The 17,548-nt window shown below is 67.7% G+C and carries 21 protein-coding genes and 1 tRNA gene; 10 read left to right on the top strand and 12 right to left on the bottom strand.

What is annotated here, in order from left to right:
- Positions 1–10: 10 nt before the first annotated feature.
- The 9 genes from U1737_RS00320 (at position 11) to U1737_RS00360 (ending at position 3,838) form a co-directional block, all read left to right on the top strand.
- Complete coding sequence (locus tag U1737_RS00320; RefSeq protein WP_332795180.1) at positions 11–262, top strand: helix-turn-helix domain-containing protein; 252 nt, start codon at positions 11–13, stop codon at positions 260–262.
- Positions 259–753, top strand: a complete 495-nt coding sequence (locus U1737_RS00325; protein ID WP_332795181.1) for a hypothetical protein — start codon at positions 259–261, stop codon at positions 751–753. Before U1737_RS00320 ends, U1737_RS00325 begins: the two co-directional genes overlap by 4 nt.
- Positions 750–968: a hypothetical protein gene (locus U1737_RS00330; RefSeq protein ID WP_332795182.1), complete on the top strand. Its 219-nt coding sequence runs from the start codon at positions 750–752 to the stop codon at positions 966–968. The genes U1737_RS00325 and U1737_RS00330 overlap by 4 nt, the downstream gene beginning before the upstream one ends.
- On the top strand, positions 965–1,303 hold the full coding sequence (locus U1737_RS00335; protein ID WP_332795183.1) for an Ogr/Delta-like zinc finger protein: 339 nt from the start codon (positions 965–967) through the stop codon (positions 1,301–1,303). Before U1737_RS00330 ends, U1737_RS00335 begins: the two co-directional genes overlap by 4 nt.
- Before the next feature lie 538 nt (positions 1,304–1,841).
- Entirely contained in the window at positions 1,842–2,000 is a 159-nt protein-coding gene (locus U1737_RS00340) for a hypothetical protein (RefSeq protein WP_332795184.1), read from the top strand.
- Positions 2,000–2,221, top strand: a complete 222-nt coding sequence (locus U1737_RS00345; RefSeq protein ID WP_332795185.1) for a hypothetical protein — start codon at positions 2,000–2,002, stop codon at positions 2,219–2,221. Before U1737_RS00340 ends, U1737_RS00345 begins: the two co-directional genes overlap by 1 nt.
- Positions 2,218–2,568, top strand: coding sequence for a hypothetical protein (locus U1737_RS00350; protein ID WP_332795186.1), 351 nt, complete (start codon positions 2,218–2,220; stop codon positions 2,566–2,568). Before U1737_RS00345 ends, U1737_RS00350 begins: the two co-directional genes overlap by 4 nt.
- Entirely contained in the window at positions 2,565–2,735 is a 171-nt protein-coding gene (locus tag U1737_RS00355; protein WP_332795187.1) for a hypothetical protein, read from the top strand. Before U1737_RS00350 ends, U1737_RS00355 begins: the two co-directional genes overlap by 4 nt.
- Positions 2,732–3,838 (top strand): site-specific integrase, encoded by a 1,107-nt coding sequence (locus U1737_RS00360; protein ID WP_332795188.1) that lies wholly within the window; start codon positions 2,732–2,734, stop codon positions 3,836–3,838. Before U1737_RS00355 ends, U1737_RS00360 begins: the two co-directional genes overlap by 4 nt.
- Before the next feature lie 4 nt (positions 3,839–3,842).
- On the opposite strand, the gene U1737_RS00365 is transcribed toward U1737_RS00360, so the two are convergent.
- The 8 genes from U1737_RS00365 to U1737_RS00400 form a co-directional block, all read right to left on the bottom strand.
- Positions 3,843–3,919: transfer RNA gene (locus U1737_RS00365), tRNA-Arg, on the bottom strand.
- 51 nt (positions 3,920–3,970) lie between these two features.
- Complete coding sequence (nth, locus tag U1737_RS00370) at positions 3,971–4,672, bottom strand: endonuclease III (protein ID WP_332795189.1); 702 nt, start codon at positions 4,670–4,672, stop codon at positions 3,971–3,973.
- A gap of 4 nt (positions 4,673–4,676) precedes the next feature.
- Positions 4,677–5,447, bottom strand: coding sequence for a 4-hydroxy-tetrahydrodipicolinate reductase (dapB, locus tag U1737_RS00375; protein WP_187502701.1), 771 nt, complete (start codon positions 5,445–5,447; stop codon positions 4,677–4,679).
- Positions 5,448–5,550: 103 nt separating this feature from the next.
- Positions 5,551–6,318, bottom strand: a complete 768-nt coding sequence (locus U1737_RS00380; RefSeq protein WP_332795190.1) for a nucleotidyltransferase family protein — start codon at positions 6,316–6,318, stop codon at positions 5,551–5,553.
- Positions 6,315–7,223, bottom strand: a complete 909-nt coding sequence (locus U1737_RS00385) for a hypothetical protein (protein WP_332795191.1) — start codon at positions 7,221–7,223, stop codon at positions 6,315–6,317. Before U1737_RS00385 ends, U1737_RS00380 begins: the two co-directional genes overlap by 4 nt.
- Positions 7,220–8,311 carry a diacylglycerol/lipid kinase family protein gene (locus U1737_RS00390; protein WP_332795192.1) on the bottom strand — a complete coding sequence of 364 codons (1,092 nt, stop codon included), beginning with the start codon at positions 8,309–8,311 and terminating at the stop codon, positions 7,220–7,222. Before U1737_RS00390 ends, U1737_RS00385 begins: the two co-directional genes overlap by 4 nt.
- Before the next feature lie 89 nt (positions 8,312–8,400).
- Positions 8,401–8,862, bottom strand: coding sequence for a DUF2141 domain-containing protein (locus tag U1737_RS00395; RefSeq protein WP_248521275.1), 462 nt, complete (start codon positions 8,860–8,862; stop codon positions 8,401–8,403).
- Between the two features lie 93 nt (positions 8,863–8,955).
- Positions 8,956–10,317 carry a lipopolysaccharide biosynthesis protein gene (locus tag U1737_RS00400; protein WP_332795193.1) on the bottom strand — a complete coding sequence of 454 codons (1,362 nt, stop codon included), beginning with the start codon at positions 10,315–10,317 and terminating at the stop codon, positions 8,956–8,958.
- 133 nt (positions 10,318–10,450) lie between these two features.
- On the opposite strand from U1737_RS00400, the gene asnB reads away from it, so the two are divergent.
- The gene (asnB, locus tag U1737_RS00405) at positions 10,451–12,379 is read left to right on the top strand and encodes an asparagine synthase (glutamine-hydrolyzing) (protein ID WP_332795194.1); all 1,929 of its coding nucleotides are present in this window, start codon (positions 10,451–10,453) and stop codon (positions 12,377–12,379) included.
- A gap of 217 nt (positions 12,380–12,596) precedes the next feature.
- Here the strand turns inward: asnB and U1737_RS00410 are convergent, their stop codons facing one another.
- The 4 genes from U1737_RS00410 to U1737_RS00425 form a co-directional block, all read right to left on the bottom strand.
- A complete protein-coding gene (locus U1737_RS00410) occupies positions 12,597–13,721 on the bottom strand; it encodes a CDP-alcohol phosphatidyltransferase family protein (RefSeq protein WP_332795195.1) in 1,125 nt (374 codons plus the stop codon).
- A 199-nt stretch (positions 13,722–13,920) separates the two neighbouring features.
- A complete protein-coding gene (locus tag U1737_RS00415) occupies positions 13,921–15,036 on the bottom strand; it encodes a CDP-glycerol glycerophosphotransferase family protein (RefSeq protein ID WP_332795196.1) in 1,116 nt (371 codons plus the stop codon).
- Entirely contained in the window at positions 15,033–15,785 is a 753-nt protein-coding gene (locus tag U1737_RS00420) for a phosphocholine cytidylyltransferase family protein (protein WP_332795197.1), read from the bottom strand. Before U1737_RS00420 ends, U1737_RS00415 begins: the two co-directional genes overlap by 4 nt.
- A gap of 193 nt (positions 15,786–15,978) precedes the next feature.
- The gene (locus tag U1737_RS00425; protein WP_332795198.1) at positions 15,979–17,499 is read right to left on the bottom strand and encodes an efflux transporter outer membrane subunit; all 1,521 of its coding nucleotides are present in this window, start codon (positions 17,497–17,499) and stop codon (positions 15,979–15,981) included.
- Positions 17,500–17,548 lie beyond the last annotated feature (49 nt).

Below are 17,548 nucleotides of genomic sequence, written 5' to 3' on the forward strand. Positions count from 1 at the left end.
AGCGCTCGGATTGGGCATCGATTCCGCGCGTATCGCGGCTGCCCGCCGCACGCTGGACAGGTCAGGCACCAACATCAGCGAATGGGCGAACCGCCACGGCTTTTCGCCGAAGCTCGTCCACGCGATTCTGCAGGGTCGCCGCCGTTGCGCGCGCGGCCAATCGCATCGTATCGCCATCCTGCTCGGGCTCAAGGACGGCGAGCTTAACGATATCGCTCAGCGCGGAGGCGGCTCGCCAATCGCGACGGGTAAGACGCAATGACGAAGATTCGCGTGCCGCATAGTTGGGCCGACGCCGTAACCCGCATTCTCGACCGCGTTGACGATGTTGCCGCTGCCGCTGCCGTGGGCAAGTGCGAACGTCTCGTGCGCGCTTGGTCCGATCCCGATGATCCTAGGCTGCCGTCGCTCGATCAGGCGCTGGCGCTGTCCGCCGCCTATACAATTGCCGGGGGCGAAGATGCGCCGTTTCTGGAAGCGTTCGCGTTCCAGCTCAACGCCAAGACGGTCGAGTGCAACCCATGTCGCCGAGCGTTGACCGCCGATGTGGCGCTCGTCGTTCGCGAATTCGGCGAGGCGTGCGCCTCCGCTCTCCGCCTCGCGGATCCCGAGGCGTCGCCGCGCGACGCACACCGGGCGTTCGCCGACGCGCAGGAGGCGGACGCCGCGATCGACGGGCTGCTGCGCCGCCTATCCAGCATTCTCTCCGCCGGCACGGTGCAAGCGACGGTAAATCTCGGGAATCACCAGTGACGAAGAAGACGCTTATCAAACTGCCTGCCATCGCGTGCCTGCATCGCGCCGCGAAGGCGATCGTCTGCGACGGTTCAGAGATCACATCAATGCTGCGCGCCCTGGCCGAGACCGAAGAGGCGTATAGCCGCACCGGTCGGCTGCTGCGTCGCCTCAAGAGTTTCCTCCCCCTAGGCGTGGCGTCGCGGGCGGGGTTAGCAGGGGGAGCCCAATGACCGTATCGAAGCCTACCAAACACCGGATTCCCGGCATCTCGTGCCCGCATTGCAGCGGCCCGGCCGGAATCCGGAACAGCGCGGCGCTGACCGCGACGGTGCGGCACATCCGCTATCGCTGCGAGAACGACGATTGCGGACATGTCTTCGTCGCCGAGCTGCAGGTTATCCGTACGATCGTGCCGAGCGCCCGTCCGAACCCGGAGGTCCGCCTCCCTTTTTCGAACCCGAACGTCGGTCGGACCCGACCGGTACCGGCGAATGACGACACCCGCACACCGGCCAACGACGACGTCGCGACGTCGCCGGCCGCGATCGGACCCGCGCCCAGCTGAACCCGCGCGGTAACGCCGCGCCCGTCATCCCCGCTGACTGAACACCCGGCCGCAAGCTCCCCGCTTTCGGCGACGCCACACCTTTGCCTGAAGAGGATTGAACCATGCTTCATGTATCATCGTCGACCCACCGCTGTTTGGCGCTCAAGACTGCGCCGATCGCGCCGGTCACTCCGGCAGGGTACCTTCGTCTCCGCCGAAACGCCGCTGGCGTTTCGATAGCAGACGCCGCCAAAGTCATCGCACCGAACAATCGGGCTGAAGGCGCTGCGTTAATCCGCCTGCTTGAAACCGAAGGTGCCGCTGCCCGGTATGTCGAAACGATCCACTCACTCCGCGACGCATACCCTGTCGACGCCGATGTCTACCTCCAGCTGCGGGACGGCCCAGCCGCCACGCATCCGCGAATTTGCGCCGGTTGCGGATGCAGTCATTGGGATCCGTGCGTCGCGCCCGATGACTTCGGCACTTGCACATTCGCGGACGAAAAGACCTGCACGCGCTGCAGCGGTGCGGCCTTTCCGCTCACGGTGTACCAGTGAACGTCGCCACCGCTTCGACGGCGCCGCGCCAGGTCGAACGTTGCATGCGTCGCCGCCGCATCGCAAAGATGGTCCTGCTGATTGCGTTCGCTTTCGTGTGGATCCCGGTCGCGATCATGATGGTCGTCGCGGGTATGCCGGATCGGCGCACGTAATGTCGGTTGCCCTGTTTCACGACATCGGTGTCGGACTGTTCGTCGCCTCCGGTGCGACCGCGGTTGGCGCCATTGCCAACAGCCTAATTCCGCAGTGGCCGCGCATCGCCAGGCTAGCCCTCGGCGAGATCGAACGACCGCTGCAAGTGTCGAACGGCATTTCACACCTTTCGACGAATGGCAGTCGTCATCAACGCATCCAAAAGCAGGGTCTTTCATGATGATCACCGCTGCGCCCAACGAACCTCGCCAGACACCGTTGTCGCCACAGCCAGTCAACTGTTCCCAAAAGCAGGAACAGCGGGGCTATCCGATCGAGATACGGAGGATGGTGGGCATGCAAACCGCGTTCGAAATCCTCGGCGGTAACGACAGGCTGGCGAGCGCTCTAGGCATCACCGTCCGCTCGCTAAACTACAAATTAAACGCTGAGCGTGGCGTGTCAAACCTGGACCTGGCGTTGGGTGCAAACACGCTCGAAACACGCGGCAAGAAGATGCTCGATCATGCCCGCAAGCTACGTGACGAGATCGGACTTCAAACTGAATGCTTGGGAACGGTTGAATGAGCGCACGCGCCCTGATCCGGCAAGCTGACCTCGCACGTGTTCTTCGCGCTGCGGAAAAAGTCGGCATCCCCGTTCGAGTTGAGATCGAGCCCGGCCGGATCGTTGTCACGACGGGTAGGGATATCGTGCCCGCCGGCGGCAACAGCTTAGACGAGATGTTTGCATGAAGCGGCGTTGGCTACCGAAGCATGTCAGCACGTTTCGCGATCGGCATGGGAAGGCTCATTACCGGTATCGCCGCACCGGCTTCTTTACCTACTATTTCAAGAACGAGCCGGGGACTGACGCGTTTCTTGCGGAGCTGCGCGCCTGCAACGACGGCGTCAGTGCTCCCGAGATTGAAGTCGGCGCCAACCGTGCTGCAGTCGGCACGTTCGACGACCTGCTTTCCCGCTACTATCGCTCGCCGGATTTCCTCGATCCGGGTGAGCGTACGCGCGTCGTCTATCGGGGAACGCTCGAGCGCTGGCGTTCGCGAACGCGCAAGGGGCGGCGCTACGGCGAGATTATGGTGCGCGAGCTGCAGCCGCGGCACGTCGAGGCCATGCTCGCCGAGCTGCTACCGCACCGGACCTCGGCGAACATGCTCCGCAAGCGACTGTCGGCGCTTATGAAGTTCGCAATGCGGATCGGCATGGCCGGTACGAACCCGGTCATAGTCACGCGCCCCTTCAAGGTTAGCGGCGGAGGGTTTCACAGTTGGACCGAGGAAGAGATCGCGGCTTACGAACGGCGCCACCCGATCGGTACGGTCGCGCGCCTTGCGTTCGACCTGATGATCTGGACGGGCCAGCGCGGCGGTGACGCGCGCAAGATGGGTCCGGCCAGCGTCCATGACACCCGGCTCGAACTGACTCAGGAAAAGACGAAAGTCTTTGTGTCGCTGCCGATCATGCCCGGCTTGGCGGAATCGATCCTGGCGACACCAACTGTGGGCGCGTTCTTTGTCGTCACCGAGTTCGGCAAGCAATTCTCGGTAAAGGGTTTCGGCAACAAATTTCGTCAATGGTGTGACGAGGCCGGCTTGCCGAACTGCTCGGCGCACGGCCTTCGTAAGGCCGCTGCGCGGCGATTCGCCGAGGCAGGTTGCTCGAACCAAGAGATCAAAGCCTGGACCGGTCACACGACCGATAGCGAGGTCGCGCGCTACACCGCAGCGGCCGACCAGCGCACGCTTTCAGACACCGCCGCCGACAAGCTTTTGGCTAACCTTGCGGAAAGGTTAGCCAAAGATGCCGCTAAGGCATTGAAATCAGGGGAAAATAAGTGATGTTTGGTGCACCCGACTGGATTCGAACCAGTGGCCTCTGCCTTCGGAGGGCAGCGCTCTATCCAGCTGAGCTACGGGTGCCGGATGGCTCGCCTAGCAAAGCGAAACGGGGTGCGCCAGACGTTTTCGTGTTCACGGCTCCCCGGGTGTCGGATCGGTAAGCGCTTCCGGTGATGCAGGCGCTGTCGATTTGCTCTTCGGTGGCGGGGATTTGGGTTTGTAGGCGCACAGATCGCTGACGATGCAGCGCCAGCATTCGGGCGTCCGCGCCTTGCAGACATAGCGGCCGTGCAGGATCAGCCAGTGATGCGCGTGCAGGCGAAACGGCTGGGGGGTGGCCTTGTCGAGTTTCAGTTCGACTGCGAGCGGGGTCTTGCCGCGGGCGAGGCCGGTGCGGTTGCCGACGCGGAAGATGTGCGTGTCGACCGCGAAGGTCTCTGCGCCGAACGCGACGTTGAGGACGACGTTGGCGGTCTTGCGGCCGACGCCGGGCAGGCGCTCCAAGGCAGCGCGGTCGTTCGGGACTTCGCCGCCGTAATCGTCGATCAGCATCTGCGAGAGCGCGATGACGTTCTTCGCCTTGGTGTTGAACAGCCCGATCGTCTTGATGTGGCGCTTCAGCTCGTCGATCCCGAGCGCGACCATCTTCTCGGGCGTGTCGACCTCGCGGAAGAGGGCGCGCGTCGCCTTGTTGACGCCGATGTCGGTGGCTTGAGCGGACAGCGCGACCGCCACGACGAGCGTGTACGGATTGACGAATTCGAGTTCGGTCTCGGGGTGCGGGTCGGCCTCGGCCAGGCGCGCGTAGAACTCGATGACGTCGGCCTTTTTCACCGCGTTACAGCCCGAGCACGTCGCCCATCCGGTAGCGGCCGGCGGGCTGGCCGGCGAGCCAGATCGCCGCGCGGACCGCGCCGCGTGCGAAGATCGAGCGGTCGTCGCCGCGGTGGTTGAGTTCGATCCGCTCGCCTTCGCCTGCGAAGATCACGCTGTGGTCGCCGATCACCGATCCGCCACGCAAGCTGGCGAAGCCGATCGTGCCTTCGGTGCGCGCGCCGACCAGGCCTGCGCGGCTGTCGACGCGGAGCTCGGCGAGCGACGAGCCGCGGCCCTTGGCGGCGGCGTCGCCGAGCAGGAGCGCGGTGCCCGACGGTGCGTCGACCTTGTGCTTGTGGTGCATCTCGACGATCTCGACGTCCCAGTCGGCGCCGAGCCGCGCGGCGGCCTCGCGCACCAGGATGCCGAGCAGGGTGACGCCGAGCGAGGTGTTGCCGGTCTGGAGGATCGCGATGTCGGCGGCGGCCGCGTCGATCATCGACTGGTGCTGCGGCGACAGGCCGGTCGTGCCGATCACGATAGCGGTACCAGCGGCGCGCGCAGCGGCGAGATGTGCCTCGACCGCGGAGGGCGTCGAGAAATCGACCAGCACGTTGGCGGTCCGAGCGAGCGGGGCGGGGTCTTCGCCGGCATCGACGCCGCCGGCGAGCGACGCGCCCGCCGCCTCGATCGCATCGACGATCGCGCGGCCCATGCGGCCGGCGCTGCCGTAGATGCCGATCGCGGGCGAACTGGTGGCGGTCGGGGCGGGGTGGGGCGCGAGCGTCTGCATGCGTCGCGCTTTGCACCAAGCGGCGGTTCGGGGACAGGGGGGAGCGGTAGCCTGAGGCAATTTCTCCGCGAAAGACGGCGCTGCCGTTCGCGGTGTACGGACCTCAGCGGCGGGCGATCAGGTCTCGGACAAGGTCGAGGTCGGCCGGCTTGTCGACATCGACTGCCGCCAGGCCGAACGGGCTGGCGATCGCCGCGGCGTTCAGGCCGGCGAGACGTCCCAGATGCGCGAGTGCGGCGACCAGCGTCAGGCGACCGGACATGTACCGGACGAGCGTGCCGATCCCGAGCCGGCGGACGATTCGCCACGGCCGCTTGCGATCCGCCTCGACCTGCGCCCACAGATCGAGTGCGGCGACGGACCGGGGCGTGGCGAAGTGAAACAGGTTGCAGCCCGACCAGGCGCCATCGGCGAAGCGGAGATAGGTGCGGCGCGTGCCCGGCGCGGCGGCCTCGATCACGTCCTGGCGGGCGAGCAGCGCGGCGACGTCCGCGTGCGCGGGTGCGTCGGCAAGGAAGCGCGTGATCCATTCGGGCTGGAGCAGCGCGTGATCCGCGGTAGTCACCAGCAGCGGCGTGCCGAGTGCCTCGATGCCGTCGCGGACGCTGCGGCTGGGGCCTGAAGCGGCGGTCAGGACGGTGAGGCCGAGCGCGATGGCGGCGGCGCGGACGGCATCGTCGGACACCGAGACTGCGATCTGCGTTGCACCCGCCTCGCGCAACGCCTGGGCGACGCGCGCGAGCAGGGTCTGGCCGTCGAGTTCGATCAGCGCCTTGTGTGAGACGCCGGCATAGGCCGCGACGGGGTCGACGCCGCCGCGCGATCCGGCAAGGATCAGCGCGCTAAAACCTTGGTCAGCAGTGGCGCTCATACCGTCTTGGCTCCGGTCTGCGCCCGCGCGCGCCAGACCCGCCAGAACACGCCGGGCGCCGCGAGGATCGGATGTTTCTCGCGCCACGGGGTCAGCGGCACGGTGACACCGGTGTGGCGCTCGACCTTCCAGATGCCGTAGCGGGCGGCGCCCTCGAAGGTGAAGGCGGCGCGCACCAAGCGGGCGATGTTGATCGGCTTTCCGGCGCGGCGGCGGCGCGCCCAGGCCTGGAGCAGTGCGCGACGTCGTGCCGGCGCCAGGTCGGGCTTCAACATGCCGGCCTCGTCGCGGAAGGCGATGCCGTCGGCGGTCCAGGCGAGCGGGAGGAGTTCGGCATAGCGCGCTGGATCGAAGCCGAGGATCTGCCCCTCACGCCCCTTGCGTTCGACGCGAAGTTCGGCGGCATAGGTCTGGCGGAACAGCGCGCGCCAATACTCGTCGGCGGTGCCCGTCTCGGGGCCGAGCGCGGCGGCAAAGCGCGCGGCGGACTTGGCCGCGTCGGCGATGGCCTCGGCAACCTGCCCCGCGGTGTCCGGATCGCGCACCCAGACGAGTGCGGAGGGTTGCACGAACCGGGTCCAGATCGTCGTGTCGAGCGTCCGCGCCGCCGCCGCCTTGGCAAAGGTCGCCAGCCGCATGGTGGCGATCTTGGCGCGCAACGTCTCGCCGCGCAGGTCGAATTCACGGTAGCTGACGGTCGGCCACATGCCGCGCTCGGGCGGGCCTGCGGTCAGCACGTAGAAATCGAGCACGCCCTCGGTCGCGCCGGTGCGCAGGTTCGAGCCGTAGAACAGCACCGCCACGGTCCCGGGCGCGCTCTCGGCGAGTATCGCAGAGATGTCGCGGACCGCGGGGATGGTGGGGACGTGCAACTGGCGGCGGACGACGTCGCCGAGCGTGATCACGGGACGACGAAACTGAGCGCGCGCGCTTCGCGGACGGTCAGGTCGCCGCCGGGATAGACTTCGCCATCGAGGATGAAACCCGAGTCGATCGACAGGTCGAAGCTCGGTGTATCGATCCGGTGATAGCCCGCGCGGTCGAGCCAGGCGGCGGGCGAACCGGCGACGATCAGCGGCGTCGCGGCGGCGAGCCAGCGCGGCGGCGCGTCGACCAGCAAAGTCTTCAGCCCGGCGCGCGGTATGCCGAACGGACGGATGCCGATCGGCATGCGCTTCAGCGTCGAGGCGAGCAGGATGTAGCGTGCGCGATCGGTGTCGGCATGCTTGCCGGCGGCGTGCGCGCCCTCGTCACCGCGCGACTGGAAGCGGATCCGCATCCGGTTGCCGGCGCGCCACGCGCTGTTGGCGCCGCCGAACAGCGTCTGCAGGATCGCCCAGCACAGCGCGAGCCCGACTGCGACACCGTTGAAGGCGCCGGCGCGGTGGGTGCGTTGCGCCAGCGCGGTGGCATCGACGAACGCGCCGGCGCCGAACAGAAAGCCACACAGTTTCGCGCCGCTGTCCTTGCGTATCACCTCGACCGGGCTGCGCAGCTTGACGCGACCGTGCCGCGCCGCGGTCAGCGCCTGATCGAGCGTCCAGCTATCGGGGATGCCGAGATCGAGCGCGAGCGCATTGGTCTTGCCCGAGGGGACGATCGCGACGCGCGGTGCGGCGCCGGTCCAGACGCGCGCGGCGGCGGTCATCACGTCGCGGATCGTGCCGTCGCCACCGTCGATCACGAGCAGTTCGATGCCGTGGCGCGCGAAATCGGTCAGCACCTCGGCCAGTTCGGCCTGGGTGCGCGGGGTAACGGCCAGCACCGTGCCCGACAGGAACGGCTTGGTCGCTTCGACGCTGCTGCGGTTGCGATGGCTCTTCGGGTTGCAGATGATGCCGGTGCGAATCTTCGCGGCTGCCTCGCGGGGGTTCACGCTGGCGCGTTCGGACGCGGCCGAATCGAACATCCCCTCAGGCAGCCACGCGGGCGCGACTGGAGGGGAGAGCGATTGCCTGCCAAAGGCGTCGAAGTTCGAAACAGCATCAGCCACGATATAGAGATACCCGTCACGGTACAGAACCGCTACAAATTTGTGTCAGCAAGATTTCCGTTCCGCGTCAGGCGCAGTCCGGCAGCATATTATCGGCGATACCGCATCTTCATCCGTACGACGGTGCCGGAGGCAGGCAGGGCCGTACGGGCCGATTCGAAGGACGGAAGCCCGATCGAGGTCGGCGCGTCGTTGGAGAAGCCGAAGCCTTCCTTCGGCATGAACAGCGTCCGGTTGAAATCATGATCGCTGTTCTCGTCGTGATATTGCGCGATCGCGTAATAGCCGGGCTTGAGCCAGAAACAGGCACGCGGGTTCGCCGCCGACACGCGCGCGCGCGCCAGCTTCGCGCCCTTCGCCAGGAACCGCTTCTTGTCGTCAGGATAGACCGTGAAGGCGACTTCGCCGACATGGTTGTGCATCGTCGTCGCCTCGACGATCAGCTTGGCGTTGCCATTGCCCGGTGTGCCCTCGCAGGTCTCGGCGGCGCGCGCCTGGACCGGCGCGAGCACGGCGGCCGCACCCAGCGCCATAAGAATTACATGGTTCATTGGCAGACTAAGACCCGAAAATAGTGGCGATAGAGCGGCGCGCAGATGACATTTGCGACGTGAACAGGGCGTTTATCGCAAGCGCCCGGGGCTCTATGCGGGCTGCGCTTCGTCCGGCGTGCGGGTCATCCGGGCCGCTGCGAACCCCAGCAGGATCGCCACCGCGACCGATCCGGTGGCGACCGCCGCGGCGATCCCCGCCGATCCATAGGCGGGCATCAGCACGAATGCCGCGACGAACAGCAGGCCGACTCCGACCGCGCGGATCGCGAACACCGTGCCGGCGCGGTGCAGCGCGGTCATCACCGTGTCGAGGCTGACCGTGGCGAGGTCGAAACACCCGGCGGCGGCGAGCCACAACAGTACCGGATACGCGCCGCCGAACGACTTGCCACCGACCAGCTTCAGGATCGGCTCGCCGACCAGCGCGACGATCGCGAGGATGACGAGCGCCGCCGCCGTGCTGGCGAGCATCGTCCGCACCAGGATGCGGCGCAGGCGCGACGGCTCGGCGGTCCGCACCGCGCGGACGATCTCGGGGAAGGCGGCGCGCGACAGCATCTGCGACAGTTTCGCCAGCGCCTGTGCCAGCTGGGTCGCCAGCCGGAACGCACCCGCCGCTGCCGGGCCGATCGACGCACCGACCAGCAGCAGCGGGATCTGCTTGCTCGACAGGCCCAGCGTCGCGCTGGCGTTGGTGCTGAGCGAGAAGCGGACGATGCCGGGATTCTCGTCGCGGACCTGCTGCCACGTGCCACGGCCGCTCGCGAGCAGGCGCAGGTCGCCACTGCGCGCGACCATGATCCAATAGGTCGCGGCGGTGACGATCTCGGCGATCGCCCAGGCGAGCATGAAGCCGCGGATCGTCGGTTCGAAGATCATCGCCGCGCCCGCGCCGACGAAGCGCATGATCGGCGTCATGCTGTCCGCCACCGCCGACAGCGAGAATTTGTCGCGCAGCCGCAGGATGCCGAGCGGGGTGGAGCGGATCGTGATCAGCTGCACCACCGCGAACATCAGCGTGTCGCGCATCAGGTCGGGCGGGATGCCGAAGCCGTCGCTCCACGCGAAAAGGATCGCCACGGTCAGCACGGCACCGACCAGCGCACTGCAGATGTCGAGGATCGCCGACAACCGGAGCAGGCGCGCGAGCCGCGGCGTGTCGCCCTGCTGGATCGGCTCGACACCATATTGGACGATGATCTGCCACGTCTGGAAGCCGACGAAGGTCGCCAGTGCCTGTGCCGCACCCGAGATCAGCGCGAACCGGCCGAAGTCCACCACGCCCAGCGTGCGCGTCGCGAACCCGAGATAGAAGAGCGACAGGATTGCCAGCACGCTGCGACTGGCGAGCAGCCAGCCGAGGTTGCGCGCCGCCGCCCGGAAAATCCCGGTCGTGCCGGCACGTGCCGGCGCATCCGCCGGGGCCGGAGAAGGAGCGGGGTCCTGAACCATCTGCGACCGGCCCCTAGAGTGCGACGGCGGGTGCGGCAAGGTTTCGGGGGCTGCGAGGTGTGAAGAAGGGGTCGGGGCGCCCAAAGGTGACAAAGCGGCGGGCGGCTCCTAGACCGCGCGCGTTCGGGCGGCGGTGCTGCCGTCATGCGAGGGATCGTTCGTCATCTGCGGAATTGCCGGCCTTTACGCACGGGGTAGCGGTGCGGTTTCGCCCCGCCTCGTGACCGCGCAGTGCGACGCGATCCTGCACCGCGGGCCCGACGACCAGGGCGTGATGACCGATGGCGATTTCGGTTTCGGGATGCGCCGGTTGAGCATCATCGACATCGAGGGCGGGCACCAGCCGTTCCACTCGCCTGACGGCCGCTATGCGCTTGTGTTCAATGGCGAAATCTACAATTTTCGCGAGTTGCGGCGCGAGTTGCAGGCGTTGGGGCGCATCTTCGAGAGCGCGGGCGATACCGAGGTCATCCTGGCGGGCTACGAACGCTGGGGCGACGAGGTGTGGGCGAAACTCGACGGGATGTTCGCGGTCGCGGTGTGGGATACGCACGCCCGACGCCTGATCCTCGCGCGCGATCCGATCGGGATCAAACCGCTATATTATACCGACCAGAGCGCCGGCTTCGCGTTCGGCTCTGAACTGAAGACGCTGACCTTGCTGCCCGGCATGGCGTTCGACGTCGATCGTCGTGCGCTCCACGATTATTTCAGCTTCGGCCATGTCCGTACCCCGCGCTCGATCTACGCGCAGGTTCGGACGCTGCCACCGGGTCACGTGATGACCGTCGAGGCGACCGGTACGCCGACGATGCGCGCTTATTGGACGCCGGCCTATCATCCCGCCGAGCCGCGGTCCGAGGCGCAGTGGATCGAGCGGTTCCGCGACGAATGGCTCGACACGATCGGCAAGCAGATGGTCGCGGACGTCGATGTCGGCGCGTTCCTGTCGGGCGGCGTCGACTCGTCCGCGGTGGTCGCTGCGATGGCGCAGGTGTCGGACCGCCCGGTCCGCACCTTCACGATCGGCTTCCCCGACCCGCGCTTCGACGAGTCGCCGCATGCCGAGGCGATCGCGCGGCATCTCGGCTGCCACCATGTCACGCGCACGCTAGAGCTGGCCGATGCGCAGGCGATGCTCCCCGAGGTCCAGCATTGTTACGACGAGCCGTTCGCCGATCCGTCGGCGGTGCCGACCTGGTACGTCAGCCAGATCGCCGCGCAGGAGGTGAAGGTCGCGCTGTCGGGCGATGGCGGCGACGAGCTGTTCTTCGGGTATAAGCGCCATGCGACCGAGCGGCGGATCGGGGCGCTGCCGGCGCCGTTGCGTCGCTTGGCGCGGGCGCTGGATGCGGTGCCGACGTTGCCCTCACGCCATGCGAACGCGGTGTTGCAGCGCTGGCGGAAGACCACCGGCAGCGCCGCGCTTCCGAACGGCATCGCGCGGTTCTTCGCCAAGACGCAGATCACGAACGAAGCCTTCCGCCGCGAAATCTTCTCGGCCGAGTTCATCGCCGAGGAGGAGGGCGGGATCGCCGCGCTGGTCGCGGAATATTTCCCCGATCCCGACGCGATCTCGACCGACACGCTTGAGCAGTTCGGGCTCGCCGACCTCGCGCTGAACCTGCCCGGCGCGATGCTGACCAAGGTCGACCGCGCGAGCATGGCGCATTCGCTAGAGGTGCGCGTGCCGATGCTGGGGCAGGGGATGGTCGACCTCGCGCTGTCGATGCCCGCGGACATGAAGCTGCACGGCAAGATCGGTAAATACGTCATCCGGCAGGCCATCGCACCGTGGCTGCCGGAGGGGATTCTCGACCGGCGGAAACAGGGCTTCCAGATGCCGCTGGCGGCGTGGTTCGCCGGCGATTTCGGGGCCTATGCGGAGCAGCTCTGGCGCGACAGCGGCGTGCGGGAGCAGGGGATGTGGCGTACGGGCGCGGTCGACAAGGTGTTCGCCGATCACCGCGCGGGGAGGCGGGACTACAGCCGGTTCCTGTATGCTCTGGCGATCTATTGCCTGTGGTGGATCGGGCGGCCGAAAGTCCTGGTTGAGGGATAGAGCTTCCCGCATCCCCCATCTCCGTTCGTGCTGAGTAGAGACCGAGTAGCTCCGTCAGGAGCGTACCGAGGGCTCGTATCGAAGCATGGGTTCCGCGCGGCAACCTGTCCTTCGATACGCCCTCTCGATACGCCGCCTTCGGCGACTACTCGACGGCTACTCAGGACGAACGGAAGGGGTAGTGGCGGCGTAAAAAGGGGGGCGGCTCGACGAAGCTTTACGCCAGCCAACTCACCAACGTCTCGCCCCTGGCCTTGCGCAGCATCGCCTGCACCAGCCGCACCAGATGCACCACCAGCGAGATCGCGGTCCACGCGGCGACCCCGATGATCCCCCAATCGGGCCGCGTCACCAACAACCCCGCGAACAAGATCACCATGTTCGGGTTCCGCCGCGCGGTGATCAGCCGGAACCAGCTGTCGAACCGCTCCCAGACATGGATGTGCATCCCGAACCGGACGATGAACGCCCCCTCGATCAGCCGTTGCGCGACATAGCCGAACAGCATCGTCCCGATCACCGCCCAGAACACGCCGTCCTCGAGCGGCCGCCCGTACGGCGCACAGCCGGCGGCCCAGGCCCACCACCAGAACGGCGGATGGACCAGGTCGACGCCGTGATCCCACGCATTCCCCAGCTTCGAGGAAGTAATCGTGCACCTGGCCAGCTTCCCGTCGACGGTATCGAGCACCATGAAGAACAGGCCCGTGGCGAGCCCCGTCCAGAACCAGCCATACCAGAACGCCACGGTGGCGACGATGCACAGCACCGAGCCGAGCGCGGTCACCTGGTTCGGCGTGATCCCGGCGCGTGCGCAGATCCGCGTGATCGCCAGCGCCCATTCGGGCCACAGATATTTGGTCAGCAGGTCGGTGACGCCCTTGTACGCGCCGACATAGCTCGCCCGCTCGATCGCCGGCACCGCGGCGGGGGTGAGCAGTTCCGCGAATGGCCGTTCGCGTTTCCGGAGCGCTTCGTTGAGAATGCCCTCCTCGGCCTCGGCGGCGATTACGGTCAGCCCGGTCACCAGCGGCGCTTCGCCGAGCATCGCCGCAGTCATGCGATCGCGTTCGCCGGCGTCGCGGACATGCGCTAGCACGGGCACGCCGGTGCGCGTGACGACGGTCCCGGGGCGTGACTTCAGATGCGCGATCCAGACCGGATCGAAGGCGTAGGCGAGGTTGGCGAGGATGACGGGGCCGGTGCTGTCGTCGGTATCCGGGGCCAACCCCTGCGCGACGCCGATCCGCCGGATCCGCTCGGCATTGGTCATGCCCCAGAGCAGCGTGTCGTTCGCCCGGACGGTCCGGAGCGCTGGCGTAGGGGCTGTCGAATCTACCATCCCGCACCCGTTACCCGATCTGGTCGTGAAAGCGAGAGGGGGAGAGTGGGTGGAGGCACATACCTCCCGAACCACCACCCCGACCGCAACCACCCCGGCGAAGGCCGGGGCCCAGTTGGAATGACCGGAGTAACCTCGCGCAGTCCTTCGTTGGCAACGCCCCCAATTGGGCCCCGGCCTTCGCCGGGGTGGTGGAGAATTAACGGGCCGGCGTGGCTTCCAGTAGTCGAAGGATCTCCGCAGCGCCGCGCGCCGCGCCCCTCTCGACCGCCCCGAGCGACTGCCCGGCAAACTCCGCCTGAACCGCCGCATAGTCCGCATGCGCCAACGCCGCGCGGTCTAGTGCAGCAATCACATCCGCGACGTCGTCCACGACCTCCCCGCAAACCCACATCGCGTAGTTCGGATCCCCCTCCCACGCCGCCGCCCCCGCATTGAGGAACACGCAGGGCCGCGGGCGCATCAGGAACTCGATCACCTGGCTCGACGTGTCGCCGAGATACACGTCCGCCACGCCGGTATAGCTCCCGTCGACCATCGCGAACCCGTCGATGTCGCAGTGGACATGCGGCAGATCTCCGATCTCGCGCATCAAATCCGCCACCTCGGGCGCGCGCTCGATCAGACGCTGATGCGGCGCGAAGATCAGGTTGTAGCGCCTGTCCGCGACGATCCGCCGCACCACGTCCGCCCCCCAGCGCCACCACGACGAGCGATGCTGCTGCCAATGCGGCGTATACAGCACCACGGGCCGCGTATCCGCGAACGGCGGCGCGGCATGCGTGCGGTGCGTAAAATCGGCCTTCACATAGCCCGTCGCGACGAACTTCTCGGGCGCGAACCCACGGTCGAGATACGTCCGTCGCTCCAGCTCGCTTGGCACCAGCGTCAACGCCGCCGCACGCCGGCGCGGGTCGTCGCGCGCACTCATCGAGCCCACACCGTGCGAGGTCTTCACGAACTTCGACCGCATCGGAAACAACCGCGGCAGCCACAGACTCGTCTGCTCCGCGCACACCACCACTGCGGCGCTGCGGAGATACGGCAGCAGCCGGAGCAGCATCGGCATCTTCGCCGGCAGCACCGGATTGCGCCCGCTGCCGTCATCCTCGACCGCGCGAAATCCGGGCGCGCGGCGAATCCGGACGGTCGGGAAAGGGGCGGTCCACCGCGCCAGCAACGTCTCGTGCACCGACGTGCTCACCCACAATTCGATCGGCACGTCGGACGTCGCGGCCAGCGCCTCGACGATCGGGTAGAGATGCGGGATCAGCAGCGTCTCGCCAAGAAACAGGAACGCGACCTTCCGCGTCATGATCCCAAAGTGCCGTCCGCCTGCGCATCATGGTCGCGCTGCCAAAGCGCGATGTCCTCCGGGCGGTCGATCTCCTGCCAGCGGACGTCGCCCGCGATCCGCACCGCGCGGACGCCGACGGTCTCCGCGGCGCGGCGGACGACGGCGTGGTGATAGGCATGGATGCCGTCCTCCTCGCCGATCACCGCGCGCAACGCGTCGGCATAGGCGCTGCCGCCGGTCGACACGATCAGCCCAAGCGAGCGATCGGTGGCCTGGTGCCCGACGAGATGCTTGCCGACCGCGACGACAGCGTCGCCGTCCGCCTCGACCAGCATGTCGTCGAGCCCCGGCGTCACCAGCGGCTCGATCACCAGCTTTACGGCCGATCCCGTATCCGCGCCCCGATCGGCCAGCGCCGCGCGCAAGATCGCCGCGTCGAACAGCGTGTCGCCGTTCATCAGCGCGAACGGCGCGTCGAGATACGCGCGCGCCGCCCAGACGCTGCCGATGCTGTTGGCGATTGACCAGAACGGGTTGAAGACGAGCTCGGTTGGCAGACCGCCGTCGCGGGCGCTCAGATGTTTGGCGATCTGGTCGATCCGGTAGCCGCCGACCACCACCGCACTCTCGAACCCGGCCGCGGCGACCGCGTCGAGCTGGTGATCGAGGATCGCGCGACCGCCCACCTCGACCAGGCATTTCGGCGTGGTGAGCGTCAGCGGCAGCAACCGCGATCCGTGACCCGCGGCAAGGATGATGGCCTTCATGGGGTGAGGCTGTAGGGGCTAAGTGTGGCAGGAAAATGCATGCGGTAGAGGGTTGGGAGGCGCAACACTGCGTAATCCACTCCGTCATGCCGGGCTCGTTCCGGCATCCACCGTTCCGCATGCTCTCCACCATCGAGTTTGCGGAACGGTGGACCCCGGAACAGGTCCGGGGTGACGAGCGTGCGGGTCGCGACTATCGCCGAACCGCCTCGGCATCCGCACGAGACCAGCCCCCGCCCATCGCCTGGTACAGCGTCACATACGCGGTCAGCCGATCCGCCCGCGCCTGCACCAGCGACAGCTCCGCGGTCAGCAACCCGCGCTGCGCATCGAGCTGGTCGATATACGCCGAATATCCCGCGCGGTACCGGTTCGACGCATTGCGCAACGCCCCCGCCAGCGCATCGCGCTGCCCGGCGAGCGCGACCGCCTGCTGGCCCGAGCGCTGCACCCCCGCCAGGCTGTCGTCGACCTCGCGGAACGCCTGGAGCGCAGTCCGGCGATACGCGAACGCGGCCTGGTCGCGGCGCGCAGTGGCGGCATCGGCCTGTGCCCCCAGCCGGCCGCCGTCGAAGATCGGGCTGAGCACGCTCGCGCCGATCGAGAACACCGCGATCGGGTTCGCCAGCGCGGTCGACAGCACCACGCCCGCCGAGCCGGTCAGGGCGAGGTTCGGCAACATCGCCGCACGCGCGCTGTCGAGCGAGCGGTCGGTCGCGACGAGTGTCTGCTCGGCCTGGAAGAGATCGGGGCGGCGGCGGAGCAGGTCGGCGGGGAGGCCATCGGGGATCGCCGGTGCGGCCAACTGGTCGAGCGTCCGCCCGCGCGGGATCGGGCCGGGATTGTCGCCGAGCAACAGGCTCAGCGCATTCTCCTGCCGGCTGATCGCGAGCTGCGCCGCAGGGACGAGCTGTTCGGTGGCGTGGAATTCCGCCTCCGATTGCCGCAGTTCGAGGTTAGAGGTGTAGCCGGTCTCGGCGCGCCGCCGCGCGATCCGCAGGCCTTCCGCGCGGGCCGCCAGCGTCTGGCGCGCGACGGCGAGGCGCTGATCGAGCGCGCGGAGCGTGATGTAGCCGGTCGCGACGCTGCTCGCGATGCCGAGCCTTACCGTGTCGCGTGCCGCTTCGCTGGCGAGCAGTTGCGCGCGGGCGGCTTGGCTCGCGAGGCGGAGGCGGCCGAAGAGGTCGAGGTCGTAGCTGATCGACACCGCCGGCTGCGCGCCGATCGCGTCGGAGGGTGTGCCGAACGGGCTGACGGTCTGGCCGGTGGTGCTGGGCGCCGAGCCGCTGACGAGAGGCGTCTGTTGCGCGCGCGCCAGGCGGGCCGCGGCGCGCGCTTCGTCGATCCGCGCGGCGGCTGAGCCGAGGTCGGGGCTGTTAGCGAGCGCTCGGGCGACGAGACCGGTGAGGACCGGATCGCCGAACGCGCTCCACCAGTCCGCCCGGATCGGCGCGCCGGTGCCAAGCGCCGTGCGCCAGGCTGGGGGCGGGGCGGCGGCGGTTGTCGCGGGGGGCTCAGGGCGGGGGCCTATGCATCCGGTGGCGAGGACGGCGAGGGTGAGGGTGAGGGCCGTTCTCGCCGATTTCGCTTTTAACGGCTGATGCGACCTGAGCGAGTACGATCGCGCAAACCGCTTCCCCCCCGGCGAAGGCCGGGGTCCAATTGGGAAGGTGGGAGTAACTGTGGATTGCGCTTCATTACCACCGTTGCCCAATTGGGCCCCGGCCTTCGCCGGGGTGGACCGGTTTGCAAGCGTACCGTTT

Origin of the sequence: Sphingomonas fucosidasi, assembly GCF_036663855.1 — a bacterium.
Classification (GTDB): Bacteria; Pseudomonadota; Alphaproteobacteria; order Sphingomonadales; family Sphingomonadaceae; genus Sphingomonas; species Sphingomonas faeni_B.